The sequence below is a fragment of the Luteococcus sediminum genome, assembly GCF_054783495.1.
Window position 1 is genome coordinate 152,401 of record NZ_BAAGQL010000018.1, and the last position, 13,185, is coordinate 165,585.

The 13,185-nt window shown below is 67.1% G+C and carries 13 protein-coding genes; 4 read left to right on the forward strand and 9 right to left on the reverse strand.

The annotated features are described in order from the left end of the window. On the reverse strand, positions 1–1,245 hold the full coding sequence (locus tag ACYVKA_RS10430) for a DUF445 domain-containing protein (RefSeq protein WP_460705240.1): 1,245 nt from the start codon (positions 1,243–1,245) through the stop codon (positions 1–3). Positions 1,246–1,325: 80 nt separating this feature from the next. Here ACYVKA_RS10430 and ACYVKA_RS10435 point away from each other — a divergent pair, with 80 nt between their 5' ends. After that, the gene (locus ACYVKA_RS10435) at positions 1,326–1,853 is read left to right on the forward strand and encodes a MarR family winged helix-turn-helix transcriptional regulator (protein WP_394276483.1); all 528 of its coding nucleotides are present in this window, start codon (positions 1,326–1,328) and stop codon (positions 1,851–1,853) included. Beyond that, positions 1,853–2,272 carry a hypothetical protein gene (locus tag ACYVKA_RS10440; protein ID WP_394276484.1) on the forward strand — a complete coding sequence of 140 codons (420 nt, stop codon included), beginning with the start codon at positions 1,853–1,855 and terminating at the stop codon, positions 2,270–2,272. The genes ACYVKA_RS10435 and ACYVKA_RS10440 overlap by 1 nt, the downstream gene beginning before the upstream one ends. 70 nt (positions 2,273–2,342) lie before the next feature. Here the strand turns inward: ACYVKA_RS10440 and treS are convergent, their stop codons facing one another. From treS to ACYVKA_RS10465, 5 genes are all read right to left on the reverse strand, one after another. Continuing rightward, positions 2,343–4,610 carry a maltose alpha-D-glucosyltransferase gene (gene treS / locus ACYVKA_RS10445; RefSeq protein ID WP_460705203.1) on the reverse strand — a complete coding sequence of 756 codons (2,268 nt, stop codon included), beginning with the start codon at positions 4,608–4,610 and terminating at the stop codon, positions 2,343–2,345. Between the two features lie 70 nt (positions 4,611–4,680). Continuing rightward, positions 4,681–5,490, reverse strand: a complete 810-nt coding sequence (locus ACYVKA_RS10450; RefSeq protein WP_460705205.1) for a hypothetical protein — start codon at positions 5,488–5,490, stop codon at positions 4,681–4,683. 132 nt (positions 5,491–5,622) lie between these two features. Next, positions 5,623–5,871 (reverse strand): hypothetical protein, encoded by a 249-nt coding sequence (locus ACYVKA_RS10455; RefSeq protein ID WP_460705207.1) that lies wholly within the window; start codon positions 5,869–5,871, stop codon positions 5,623–5,625. A gap of 450 nt (positions 5,872–6,321) precedes the next feature. Further along, complete coding sequence (locus ACYVKA_RS10460) at positions 6,322–7,170, reverse strand: ATP-binding cassette domain-containing protein (RefSeq protein ID WP_460705209.1); 849 nt, start codon at positions 7,168–7,170, stop codon at positions 6,322–6,324. Next, the gene (locus ACYVKA_RS10465) at positions 7,155–7,814 is read right to left on the reverse strand and encodes an ATP-binding cassette domain-containing protein (protein ID WP_460705211.1); all 660 of its coding nucleotides are present in this window, start codon (positions 7,812–7,814) and stop codon (positions 7,155–7,157) included. The genes ACYVKA_RS10460 and ACYVKA_RS10465 overlap by 16 nt, the downstream gene beginning before the upstream one ends. A 231-nt stretch (positions 7,815–8,045) precedes the next feature. Between ACYVKA_RS10465 and ACYVKA_RS10470 the strand changes: the two genes are divergently transcribed. Beyond that, complete coding sequence (locus ACYVKA_RS10470; protein WP_460705213.1) at positions 8,046–8,411, forward strand: PAS domain-containing protein; 366 nt, start codon at positions 8,046–8,048, stop codon at positions 8,409–8,411. A 278-nt stretch (positions 8,412–8,689) separates the two neighbouring features. Beyond that, positions 8,690–9,361: a recombinase family protein gene (locus ACYVKA_RS10475; RefSeq protein WP_394276489.1), complete on the forward strand. Its 672-nt coding sequence runs from the start codon at positions 8,690–8,692 to the stop codon at positions 9,359–9,361. A gap of 106 nt (positions 9,362–9,467) precedes the next feature. Here the strand turns inward: ACYVKA_RS10475 and ACYVKA_RS10480 are convergent, their stop codons facing one another. The 3 genes from ACYVKA_RS10480 to mqo form a co-directional block, all read right to left on the reverse strand. Next, complete coding sequence (locus tag ACYVKA_RS10480; RefSeq protein WP_460705215.1) at positions 9,468–9,752, reverse strand: hypothetical protein; 285 nt, start codon at positions 9,750–9,752, stop codon at positions 9,468–9,470. Between the two features lie 514 nt (positions 9,753–10,266). Then, on the reverse strand, positions 10,267–10,917 hold the full coding sequence (locus ACYVKA_RS10485) for an alpha/beta fold hydrolase (protein ID WP_460705217.1): 651 nt from the start codon (positions 10,915–10,917) through the stop codon (positions 10,267–10,269). Between the two features lie 235 nt (positions 10,918–11,152). After that, entirely contained in the window at positions 11,153–12,703 is a 1,551-nt protein-coding gene (gene mqo, locus ACYVKA_RS10490; protein ID WP_460705219.1) for a malate dehydrogenase (quinone), read from the reverse strand. Positions 12,704–13,185: the final 482 nt, after the last annotated feature.

The following is a 13,185-nucleotide window of genomic DNA, read 5'->3' on the forward strand; positions in this document are numbered from 1 at the left end:
TCAGACCAGTTGGCTGACCGCGTGGATCGCGAGGCCCGCCAGCGCACCGACGATGGTGCCGTTGATCCTGATGAACTGCAGGTCGCGGCCCACGAACAGCTCGATGCGACTGGCGGCCTCGTTCGCGTCCCAGCGGTCCACCGTGCTGGAGATGACCGTGGTGAGTTCCTCGCCGTAGGTCTCGACGAGGAAGGCGGCGACGTCCTGGATGCGGGCGTCCAGGCGTTCGCGCATCTGCGCGTCCTGCTCCAGCTGGGCGGCCAGCTCGCTCAGCCACCCGTCGATGCTGCGCCACAGGGTCGATTCGGGATCGTCCAGGGCCTGCTCGAAGGAGGCCCGGATGGTCTGCCAGACCTCCACCACGGCGGGGGTCACTGACGGACTGTCCAGCAGCTGCAGCTTGATCGCCTCGGCCTTGGCCATCACGGTCGGGTCCTCGCGCAGGTCGACGGCGAGCTTCTCGAGGAAGGTGTCGATTGCGCCGCGGAAGGGGTGCCCGGGCTCGTCGATGACGGCCTGGGTCCAGTCCAGCGCCTGTTGGTAGCCGAAGCCCGAGACCTGCTTGTCGATCCACCGCGGGCTCCAGCTCGGTGCGCGCTCACCGATGACATGGCGGGCCGCGTCTGGATTGCGGCGCAGCCACTGGTTGAGCTCGCGGGCCAGCACGTCGACCAGGTGCTGGTGCGATCCGTCGGCGACAACATCGGCCAGCAGGCTGCCTGCTACGGGGCTGACCTGGTGCTCGCGCAGCCGGGGAAGCACCGACTGGTCCACCACGGCGGCGACGTCGTCGTCCTTGACCTTGGCCAGCAGGAGCCGGGCTCCGCGCACGAGCTGTGCACCCAGCCGCCGGCGGTTCTCGGCCGACTGCAACCACCTTGCGGCACGTCCGGGAAGGCCGGCCTCGGCGATCTTGTCCTGGATGATCTGCACGGTCAGGAAGTTGTTGGTGACGAATTCCTGCAGGCTGCGCCCCAGTTCGTTCTTGCGCCGCTTCACCAGCGCCGTGTGGGGGATGGGCAGGCCCAGCGGGTGGCGGAAGATGGCGGTCACGGCGAACCAGTCGGCCAGTGCGCCGACCATCGCTGCCTCGCTGCCGGCATTGACCCACCCGAGCCATCCTTGGCGCACGTCGCGCAGCGTCAGCAGGTAGAGCACGGCCGCGAGGACGAGCAGGCCGGTGGCGAGGGCGCGCATCCGGCGCAGGTCGGCGCGCCGTTGGGCGTCACCGGGGGAATCGGTCATCAGGCTCACGGCACCAGTCTGGCGCATCGGCCCAACCGGTCAGTCCTCGACGAGGGCCGCCAGCAGGTAGCATTCGGCGCATGTCTGCCATGCCGTTCGACCGCCAGTCACTCGACAGTGACCAGCAAAGGGCCTGGCGACTCCTGCTCTCGGTCAACTCCCAGCTCTTCAGCGCCCTGAACAGCCAGTTGCAGTCCGACAGCGGCATGTCCTTCCAGGACTTCGACGTGCTGGTGTACCTGCGCGAGAGTCCCGATCACCGGCTGCGCATGGGGGCGCTGTCGCGGGCCCTGGGCTGGGAACGCAGCCGCACCTCGCACCACGTGGTGCGGATGGAGCGGCGCGGGATGGTCCTTCGCCAGCGCGTTCCCGGCGACGGTCGCGGCGCCCTGGTGGTGGCGACCGGCGAGGGCATGAGACAGCTCGAGCAGGCCGCACCCAAGCACCTCGACCTGGTCAAGGAACTGCTCTTCGGCGGGATGGACCCTGCCACCACCGTCAACCTCGCCGATGCCCTGTCGGTGGTGGCCCGCAACCTGGGGTACGTGCCGGGGCCCACCTGGCACCACGACGAGCCGGGCGAGCCCGGCATGGAGGAGAACGAGTAGTGCTGACCAGTGAGATCGACGAGCGCCCCGGGACTACCGGGGGAGCCGTCCGCGCCGACGACGGCTCCGGCAGGGGAGGTCGCTGGGCGGTGGTCGTCTCCGCCCTCGCACTGGCGACCACGGCGCTGGCCTCCGGCGTCCTGTTCAATGGCTTCCTTCGCCTCGCCCGGCTCCCAGGCCCGACGCCGGCACTGGACCGCGTGCCTCCCGGGCCAGAGGCCGACCAGGCCGTGGGGCTGATGCAGGCAGGAGCTTGGCTCTTCGTCCCGGCCGGCCTCCTCATGCTCGTCGGGCTGGTGGGTGGCGTCCGTCTGGCGCGGCGCCCCGATTCCTTCGCCAGTGGCGTGTGGGCCATCGCGCTGGCTGCCGGCTGCCCCGTGCTCGCGGTCATGCTGCTGACCGGCATGGGTGCCACCTAGGCCGATCCCGCCAGCGCAGTGCAGCAGGGCCCCGTCCGGGATCGGCTGGGGCCCTGCTGCACGGGTGTGCTCAGTCGCGCACGATCATCGCCATGCCGCCGAAGGGGGGCAGCGAGACGGTGAACCCTCCCAGGGCGTCGACATTGTCCACCTTGCGGCGGGTCGTCAGGTCGAAGACGCGTCCCTGCGGGATGTGGTCGGACTGGACCCGGGCGGTGAGCTTCTCGGCCCCGAAGTTCAGCGCGGTCACCTGGATCGCTCCGATCTCCAGACGGTTGACGAGCACCAGCAGTGCAGGGTGTGCCACGTCCGGGGTGTCGACCAGCTCGGCGGAGGCGATCCCATTGCGCTTGCGGACCTTGAGCACCTGCGCCAGGCGCGAGACGAAGGAGTTCGGGTTCTCGAGCTGCTCGGGCAGCGAGCCGTACAGGGCCCGTGCGCGGGGCATGCCCGAGTCGGAGGTGGTCGCCTCGGGGTTGGCCCCCAGCAGGTCATAGGCGCCGCGCTCGATCCAGCGGGTGTCACCACTCTCGATGAGCTTGGAGACGGTACCGCGGTCGACCGGCAGCGCACCCACCAGGTCCCAGCCGGACAGGGCGAAGACACCGGGCTGCCAGGCGTTGTACATGCTCAACAGCAGGTGCGCCTGGGTGATGCGCCGGGTCTCGGCCTCGCCGATCTCGTCGAGGTCGGTGATCCCCAGTGTGGCGGCGATGATGGAGGCGGTGGTGCAGGCGATGCCGTTCTGGGTGAAGACGAAGTTGTAAGGTCCGGCCTCGCCGGTGAGGCGGTCGCGCATGGTCTGGCGGATGTGCTCGCTCATCTCGGCGCCGGTCCAGTCCCGGCCGTCGAGGTGGTAGACGTCGTCCTTGTGGTTGTTCGCGAAGTGCACCAGCTCGTAGGTGAGCTCGTCGTGGTTCTGCAGCGCATGCACCAGCGAGGCCTGGTCGATGCCGATGCCGGCAGCCTCGCGCAGGGTCAGGCGCAGGAATTCGGTGTCGGCGGTGGCCATCGCGTACTGGTAGGCGGGCCGGGTGACGAAGTCGTAGCTCAGGTCCGGGCCGACGGCGGAGGTGTTCTTGATGTCGTCCATGCCCAGGTTGAGCTCCTGGAAGGTGAAGCTGCCCACCTTGCGCACCATCGAGCCGATCAACTGGTTGGCGGCCTGGGACAGGGGATGGCCCTCGGACCAGGCGGGGGTGGCGTCGACGGACTTCTCGACGCCCAGGAAGCCATTGGCGTCCAGGCGCAGGCCGCCCGAGCCGAGGTCCAGCAGCGAGTGAAGTGCGTCGCCCATCACCAGTCGCATGCCGGCGAAGGTGGCGTCGAGCCAGTTGATCGACGGCTGGCCCTCCTTGAAGTAGTGCAGGTAGACCCAGCGTCGCTTGACGCCCTCGCAGTCGTGGATCTCGGGGGTGACCGACCAGTTGGTCTCCTTGACGGCCGGCTCGTAGAAGATGACGCGCTGCAGCTCGCCGATGATGTAGCCGGCCTCGGCCAGGGCCCGCTCGCTGGCGGCATCGAGGTTGGCGGCATCCTGCCCCTTGGGGACCTCCGGCAGCAGGTGCCAGGCATCCTCGGGGATGTCGATCATGTGGTAGATGCCGGGGTAGTCGCGGTAGTTCAGCTCCGCCAGGCGGAAGTCCGCGCCCTTGCCGGTGTGCCCCGGGATGATGTCGTCGATGATGGTGCCGCGGTGGCGCGCGGCGTTCTCGCACATGGTGCGGAACTCGGCCTCGGTGCCGAAGACGGGGTCGATCGCCATGCTGATGCGGTCGAAGTGTCCGTCGATGCTGGGGGTGGGCTTCCACCCGGTCAGGCCGCCGGCGAGCTTCACCGGGCCGGTGTGGATGGCGTCGATGCCGATCTGTTCGAAGGTCTCCCACAGCTCCTCGGAGCCCAGGGCGCCGAGGAAGGACTGGCCGTCTTCGGTGATCATGCTCAGCGGGTAGGCGGTGAACCACACCGACGCGGTGGACACGGCGGCCCGCGGGTCCGGGGCTGCGAAGGGGTTGGCCCACATCTGGTGGTTGCCGGCGAGCTGACGGGCCACGGTGGTGGCGTCGCTGAGCATCGACTGGCTCTCCAGCCACTCGACATAGGCCTTGTTGCGGCCGTCGGCCTCGAAGGGCGGCGTCAGGGGGCTGGCACCGCGTCCCTGGCGGTGCCGAGTGGCACGTGGGCGCACGATCGCCGGACGGGCCGCGAAGCGCTGGTGCTCGAAGCTCGTCTCCGGGAGGATGTCCTCCAGCGGGATGCCCTCGGGCGTGGTCTCGTCATGGGCCTCAGCGGCGGTGGCGGGCTGCTTGGGCTCGGTCTTGGGGTGCTTGGTGCTCACCGCTCCAATCTAGTGGGGCCAGCACCCCAGCGCGATCCTGACGGGCCAGGCTCTCAGCGTGGGACCCGACTCAGCGGCGATTGCGCAGCTTCATCAGCTCGCGTCGCTGGGCAGGGGTCAGGGAGTCCATGCCCTTCTCGCTGATCTGGTCCAACAGCTGGTCGAGGCGTGCGGAGTCCTGCTCACGCTGCTGGTGCTGCTTTCGTGCCTGTCGCTGTTCCCGCGTGGGACGCGAGGGGTGTGTCTTGCGACGGCCGGGGATCTGCTCGACGTGGCCCAGGAGACCCAGCCAACGGGCCAGGACGGCCACCAGCATGAAGGCCAGCGCCATGCTCAACAGGGAGCCGATGGCGCGTCCCGCGAGCATCGCCAGGGCCTGGATCCCGACCAGGACGGCGCCGATGATCCAGGCGGGGATGTTGAAGAAGAAAGGCCGGTTGGGGTTCTCGGCGATCCACAACAGCAGCACGACGAACTGAACCAGCCCCATGCCGGCCAGCAGCGTGCCGCCCAGCGCAAGACCGACGACGGTGGACGACAGAGTCAACGCTGCCCAGATGCCGACGAGCAGCTGCGCCATGCGCACCTTGCCGAGCTGGCTCTCCAGTTCAGTGCCGAAGACCCAGAAGAAGAAGAGGTTCAGCGCACCCCACAGGCTGATGGGATTGGCCAGCGGCCAGGTGAGAACCTTCCAGAAGGCGCCACCAAGCAGGTCCTGGGGGCTATAGGCCAGCAGCGTGGGGGCGGCGGGGGCGCCGACCGAGACGAACCAGGACAGGATGACCAGTCCCACGACCAGCAGGGTCGAGCCGACCTCGGTGCGACCGATCTTGAACCAGTGGTCGCGCAGGTCATTGCCCATCGAGAAGTATCCGCTCACGCACCCATTGTCACAGATGGGCCAAGGGCGGCCACCCCTGGCATGAACCGCAGCCTCCCACCTCGGACGTGACAACGGGGTCGCCCCCAAGGGAGGCGACCCCGTGGCCGGTGTCCTGCGACGATCAGATCGTCAGGCTGCGGGCGACATTGCGAAGCTTGTGGCGGGCCAGGGCCAGGTTCGCCTGGTTGCGTACGCGAACAGGCCCTTGGTGGTGTCCTCGTTCATGACGTTCACCAGGTGGTACTGGCCACCCAAGGTGATCAGGATGTCCTCGATCTCGTCCGACAGGCCCATGTCGGCCATGGTGCGCAGCTTGGTCTGGATGACGCTGGCGTTGCCGGCAGCGGCGACGTCGAGGTTGAAGCCGGGGTTTTCCACCCGTGGCCAGGGCCATGCCGGAGCTGAGGTCGACGATGGCAGCGCCGGTGGCGCCCTCGATGCTCAGGAGATCCTGGATCGACTGCTGCAGAGGGCTCTTGGACGAGTTCCTTTCCAAAGGAGCGCCGAGGTGCGGCGCATCTGGTGTGGGGGACCCGGTGGGGTCGCCGTGTTCGGGCCCAGTTGAGGGGCGTTGACGGGGGAGTCCGGTGTGACGGTCCTGGGCTCGATGGAGTCCGCGTCCGTTGGTCCGTGGTCGTGGGACTCGTCCTGCGACGGGGCAGGGGCCTCACGGCCACTGAACCACTCGAAGATCCCCACGATTGCCTCAACCCCAGTCAACGACGATGGCTGCTGGAACCATCCGTCGTCCCCCGACGACGCCTTTCACTCTGCGGAGGACGGCTGACCGCTGTTGACCTCGCGAGACTTTGCTGGGGCTTCTTTCAGTCACCCCACAAGGAAGCGGCTGGCCCGGAAGCCATCGAATCCGTCGGCGGACCGGTCGTCATCGACGACGACACCGCGCGCCGGAGAAGCGACCATCGCATCGTCGAGTTCGTCGTCGGTGATCTCGTCGGGGCGCACCACCTGGCACACCATGCCGTTGCGCATGATGACGATCCTGTCGCACCAGCCACGCAGTTCGGTGGGGTCCGAGGAGATCAGGATGGCCGAACCTCCCTGTTCTGTGTGGTTGTAGATCATCTGGTAGAGGTCCTGCCGGGACCGCACGTCCAGACCGCGGGTCGGGTGGTTGAGGATCAGCACATCCGGACCGTCATTGATCCAGCGCTTCAGGGCCACCTTCTGCCGGTCGCCTCCGGAGAGGTTGCGCAGCGGTTTGTGGGCGCTGGTGGTGCGGATGTTCATCTGCTTGATGATACCGACGATCTCGCGCATGGCCGCCATCTCGGAGGCATCCTCGCCGTCCTGGCCCTTGGGCATCAGTGTGCGGGCGATGCTCTCGTCGTCCTCGGCGCGCAGTCTGCCCTCGGTGGCGAAGTAGGCCACGCCGAGCCCGGCCACGCCGCTGGTGGGGTCCACGGCTGCCTCACCGACGGTCATCTCGACAGTGACTTCCTGGTCCTGGCCGGTGAGGGCCTCCGCGAGCTGGTGCATGCCGCCGCGGCGGGCGGGGCCGGTGAGTCCCAGGACCTCTCCGCGGTACAGCTCGAGGTCAATGTCCTCGAAGGCGGAGCTGTTGAATCCCTTGACCTGCAGGGCCAGTTCCTCACGGGCATGTCCGCTGCGGTCGGCCAGCTGGATCTGTTCGCGGGTGATCAGCAGGGCGGCCATCTCTTCGACGCTGGCTTCCCGGCGTCGACGATGCTGAAGATGCGGCCCTCTTTGAGCACTGCCACGCGGTCGGCGACGCGTTTCATCTCGGACAGGCGGTGGGTGATGCAGAGCGCGCTGACGCCGCGTTCGTTGAGTCCGCACAGCACGTCGTGCAGGTCGTCGATCTCACGGCGGTTGAACAGGGCACCGACCTCGTCCATCAGGATGACGCATGCGTCACCGACGCCCATGCGGGCCATCTCGACCATGACGCGCTCGAGCCCCGACAGGCTCCCGAGTCGGCCATCGACGCTGAGGCCATAGCCGTGGTCGGCGAGTTCCTGAGCTGTCTGCTCCCGGATCTCTTCGTGGGGAAGGCCGGTGCGGTAGAGCGCCTGGGCGACGGTGAGGCGGGGGTTGACTGCCAGGTCCTGACGGATCATGCCGACGCCGCGAGCCATGGCCTCGGACTGGTTGTGCACCTGGTACTGCAACTCGTCGAGAAGGATCTGGCCGGAATCTGGCGGGTAGTCGCCGGCCAGCAGGCCCATCAGGGTGCTCTTGCCGACGACGTTCTCACCGATCAGGCCCAGCACCTCGCCCTTGCTGAGGTCGAAGCTGACACCGCGAAGCACGGGACGCCCGCCGTGGAGCTTGGTCACATTCCGGAGCGAGAGCAAAGATTCCATCAAGGTGATTCCCCCATCACACCTGGGTCGTGTCGAGGACCCAGGGCGTGGCTCCAGCCACACCGCGACACCCCCGAATCGACCTGCGAACAACGAGTCACTGTACGAGCGCCGGCGGGGTGTCTGCTCTGAACCGGCACCCCAAACAGCAGATCGACAGGCCGGAACCACCCAGGACCCACCCCTGGCAGTACATTGGCCTTCATGAGCCATGTGACCGAGCGTGTCCTGCAGTGTGCTGGTGATGCCGTGATCGTGATCGACACAGATGGCCGGGTCACTGTCTGGAATGCCGCCTCCGAGAAACTCTTCGGCCACCGGGCGGAGGACGTCATGGGGCAGCAACTCGACTTCATGATCCCCGAGCGCCTCCGCCAGGCACACGACAAGGGCTTCGAGAAGGCGATGGCACAAGGCCATGTGTCCACTGACGGTGCACCACGCCGGACCAAGGCGATCCACGCCGATGGCTCCTCGGTCTATGTCGTGATGACCTTCGCAGTGGTCACGGGGGAAGACGGCAGTTCTCTGGGTTCTGTGGCCGTGGCCCGTGAGTGGGTCCGGGAATGACAGTGGAGCTCCCGGCGCCGGGGGACGGGGGAGAGGCGACGGTTTGCCGCTTTCTGGAACAGGTGATCGGCCTGGTCGACGAGGGGGAGCTCGATGCCTCACCCAGTGAGCGGGCCTATCTGGCAGGAGTTCTCCAGGGCCTGCGAAGCATGCAAGGCGTGGAACCGACACCACGAACGTAAAATGGCCCACTGCGTGAGGCGGGGTGCTGCTGTGGACCACACGGCGTACGCCAACATTGCTGTACATCAGAGGACCATTTGTTGTACATTGGGGGAGTGAGCACCCCGAAGAGTACCCCCGGAACCCCCCGTCAGGCAGTGGGATATGTCCGCGTCAGCACCGCGGACCAAGCCGTCAATGGCATCAGCCTGGAGGCCCAGCAGGCCACCCTCGAAGAGGAGGCCAGACGTCGTGGATGGAGCCTCGAGATCACTGCCGACAAGGGGAGTTCCGGCTCGACCATGGAACGCCCAGGGCTTCGTCAGGCCATGGCCCAGCTTGATTCCGGTGAGGCCGATGTCCTCATGGTCGTGCGCTTGGATCGACTCACGCGCTCAGTCGCAGGGCTCGGCGAGATCCTGGGCAGGGCCCAGGACAAGGGCTGGGATGTCGTGATGCTCTCACCGGGAATCGACACCACCGATGCCGCTGGGCGCTTCACCACGAACATCCTTGCCTGCGCCGCACAGTACGAGCGGGACTTGGTGAGCGTCCGCACCAAGGAGGCCTTGGCCCACCGGAAGGCCTCGGGGGCCAGCCTTGGCAGACCTCGAGGCATCGACGACGACATCGTGGCCAGGATCCTTGAACAGAGGGCACGGAAGAAGTCATTGCGGGCCATCGCCGAGCAGCTGAACACCGAGGGCGTGCCCACGGCGCAGGGAGGTGCCAAATGGTACGCGTCGACGGTGTCCGCAGTGGTGAAGATGTACAGCCCGGCACCATGACGGGGAGGAGCGATTCAAAGGGTACTTTGTCATAATGTAGCTTATCGGTCATTAACCGCCTCTCAAGAGGCCAGGCCATCGAGCACCCAATGCCCTCTCACGGCGGTCAGTGACGCGACTCCCACAAGGCCTGCACGTGCTCGTGCACGAGCTGCACGACGTGCGGCAGGAAGTGTCCGGCGCCCGCGACCGTGACATTGGTCGCACCGTCCAGGTGCGTGCCGTTGGGCACCATCTCGTCCCAGGCCGAACCGATCGACACGATCCTGGAGTTCAGGACCAGCTCGGCCGCCAAGGCCTGGATCACCAGTCCGGCGGGCGCAAACATGCCCAGGGGCGTCCTGGCGAGGATGCGCCAGGACAGTGAGGACCCCCCGAAGGGTGATCCCACGGCGACCAGGCCAACGGCCCTCTCCCCCGGCCTCACCTCGTCCAGCATTCACCCGCTTGCCGATCAGGCCCCCCTTCGAATGGGTCACGAGAACGGCTGGCGAAGGCACCTGGCCTGCAAGAGCGTCGGAGACGATGGCGGCCGACTCCTCGAGGGATCGTCCATTCCAGCCAAGGCCAGGCACAGGGTGGACCGGGTGCCCCATCTCGTTCAGGGCGCGCGCCAGGGGAACCAGGAAGCGCCACGGCTCCCAGATCCCAGGCAGCAGCACCACTGGCGCCAGATGGCCCTGTCGGAAGGCATCCAGCGGTGTGCGATCCACGACGGCCAGCGGCATCCGCCACGCAACATGGCTCCAGTCGCGCATGACCACGGCCACCCGCTGCCAACGATTCATCGGCCCGCCACCTCTGCGGCGGTCGCGGCCACCTGGTCGGCGTCGTCGACCAGGATCTGGTGGGAGGCACCCTTGACCAGCGTCACGGAGCCTTGGGCGCCACTGCGCGTCAGGAGCTCATCGGCCCACTGGCTGGTCGACAGGAGGTCGTGCTCGCCCCTGACGATCTCCAGACGCCCTCCCAGGCCCTGGATCCGGTCTTCCAGCGGATGATGGACGAGCGACGGCAGCACCTCTCATGGCCAGGCCCAGGCCCATCTGCAGGTATCCGCGGATCGAGACCGGCGCCGCGCCGGGCCGTTCTCTCAGCGATCCCAGGACGAAGGCCAGCAGGAGGCGTGGAATGGTGCGTCGTCGCGGATGGACGACGGGCGCCTCCAGGACCATGCGATCGCGAAGGTGCTGGTGCTGGCGGGCGAGCTCCACCGCAACCTGGGTGCCCATCGAGTGGCCGACCAGAACGGGGGCTTCGATTCCCATCCGGGCCAGGACGCGACCGATCGACTCCGCGAAGTCCGCGATGCCCATGGGCCCCTGCGGCCGCGCCAGGTCACCGAAGCCCGGCATGTTGACCACCAGGATCCGTCCGTGGGGACGTAGATGGTGCACGGTGTGGTGGTAGAGCCGCGATGCAGTGCCCAACCCGTGCAGCAGGACGAAGACCGGTGCAGGATCCCCGGCACGGGCAGGGAGGTCCCAGACGCGGAACTGCCGTCCCCGGTCCCAGAACTCCCGTTCGACGGCATCCACGGCGGGCTTGTCGCTCACCGGACGCTCGCCACGCAGGACCGACCGGAGGAGGTCCCACACCAGTCGCCCCCGGTGGGACGCAAGCTCGCGCGCCTGCCACCAGCGGAGGCCATCAATCCTTCTCACTGCTCTCTCCCCCACGTGCGCTTCTGATCGAACGCGCGGCACCCGATGCGTCCTGTACTGACCGCACTGACGCGCAGTGGCGCCCGTCCACACAAGACGGGCGCCACTGTGCGTCACTGCGGAAAGGTCAGGCCTCGCCGACCTTCTTCGGACGGTTCAGCTTGAGCACCTCGGCGGTGCGGCCCATGATTTCGTAGGCCAGCTCCGGGTCCTCGCTGAGCTTCTTGCCGTAGGTCGGGATCATCTCCTTGAACTTGGGCTCCCACTCCTCCAGCTTGTTGGGGAAGCAGCGGGTGAGCATGTCGAGGACGATCGGCACGGCCGTGGAGGCGCCCGGGGATGCCCCCAGGACGGCGCCCAGCGTGCCGTCGGCGGAGGTGAGCACCTCGGTGCCGAACTGGAGGCTGCCGCCCTTGCCGTTGGCATCGGTCTTGATGATCTGGGCTCGCTGGCCGGCCTTGATCAGGTGCCAGTCGGTCATGCTCGCCCGCGGGGCGAACTCGCGCATCTCGGAGAGCTTCTGACCGGGGGTCATGAAGATCATGCCGGCCAGCATCTTGATCAGGGGGATGTTGTCCTTGGCGACGTTGAGGACCGCTCCGATGTTGTCGGTGCGGATCATCTTGGGCATGTCGAACAGCGAACCGAACTTCAAAAAGCGCGGATCAATGCCGGCATAGGGGCCGAAGAGCACCGAACTGCTGCCGTTGATGACGCGGGCGTCCATGTGGGGGTTCGACATCGGCGGGGCGCCAACCTTGGCCTTGCCGTACACCTTCACCTTGTGCTGCGCGACGACGGACTGGTCATCGGTGGAGAGGAAGGCTCCTGTGACCGGGAACAGGGCGTAGCCCGCAACCTCCGGGATGCCGGCCTTCTGGAGCATCTTGAGCGCCCATCCGCCGCCGCCATTGAAGACGAACTTGGCGCGGACGAACTTCTCCTTGCCGCCACGGGTGCCCAGGTCTCCCCTGTCGACGATGCGCAGGGTCCAGCTGCCGTCGGTGTTCTGCTTGAGGTCGGTGACCTCCTTGGAGGTCTCGACATGCACGCCGTCGAAGGCGAGGTGGTTGAAGATCTGGGTGGTGATGGAGCCGAAGTCGACGTCGGTGCCGCTCGGGTCGTAGGTGACAGCGATGTGTTCCTTGGGATCACGTCCGTCCACGATCAACGGAGCCCACTCGCGGATCTGCTCGTGGTCGTCGCTGAACTGCATCGAGGCGAACAGCGGGTTCTGCTTCAGGGTCTCCCAGCGCTTGCGCAGGAACTCGACGTCGGCGTCGCCGTGGACCAGGGACATGTGGGGGGACGGGTTGATGAAGGTCTCGGGCAGGCCGAGGACGCCCTTCTCCACCAGGTGTGCCCAGAACTGCCGCGTCTGCTGGAACTGCTCGTTGATCTGGACCGGCTTGGCATTGTCCATCGTGCCGTCCGGGTTCTCCTTGGTGTAGTTCAGCTCGCACAGGCCGGCGTGGCCCGTTCCCGCATTGTTCCAAGGGTTGGAGGACTCCTTGGCCACCTTGGGCAGGCGCTCGTAGCCCACGATCTTCCAGTCGGGCTGCAGCTCGTGCAGGATCAGGCCGATCGTGGCGCTCAGGACGCCACCACCGATCAGGGCGACGTCAACTTCCTCGGCCTCGACGGGCCACTTGTTGGGCTTGCGCTTCCCGAATGCCACAACCATTCCTCCGATTGGTCCTGTGTTCGCACCACCAAGAGCCGGCATGGGCCGTGGTCCTGGCAGTGATACCCCGGGGCCAGCCGTCGTTGACCAGCCCTGTAGGGTGACGCCCCAACCGTATTCCTTTGTGGGCCCCAGAACCAATCCGTGTCCCGGTTTGACGACCGGTTCGCAGGCAGCAGACAGGCTTGGTGCTCGTGGCTACCACTCCCCTGTCTTCCGGGGCCTTCTCGTTGCAGGATTGTGTCTGGGGGCGTCCGGGCGGTCGCCCGGGGTGTCGTCCCCAAACGGGCGGGTGAGCACACCCCACCCCCGCCCAACACCACCACCCCGCGCTGCCACTGTCGTTTGCGGACACACCGCCGCGAGTGGACATACCGCCGCCCGCGGGCACCCGTTTTCGGGCATGAAAATACCCCCTGCCAGGAACCCATGAAGAGTCCCGACAGGGGGTATGTATAAGTCCGGCGGCGTCCTAG

Excerpts from the sequence above, each read along its gene's own strand:
- ACYVKA_RS10435 (WP_394276483.1), top strand. The coding sequence starts at position 1,326 with ATGTCTGCCATGCCGTTCGACCGCCAGTCACTCGACAGTGACCAGCAA.
- ACYVKA_RS10470 (WP_460705213.1), top strand. The coding sequence starts at position 8,046 with ATGAGCCATGTGACCGAGCGTGTCCTGCAGTGTGCTGGTGATGCCGTG.
- ACYVKA_RS10430 (WP_460705240.1), bottom strand. The coding sequence starts at position 1,245 with ATGACCGATTCCCCCGGTGACGCCCAACGGCGCGCCGACCTGCGCCGG.
- ACYVKA_RS10460 (WP_460705209.1), bottom strand. The coding sequence starts at position 7,170 with ATGGCCGCCCTGCTGATCACCCGCGAACAGATCCAGCTGGCCGACCGC.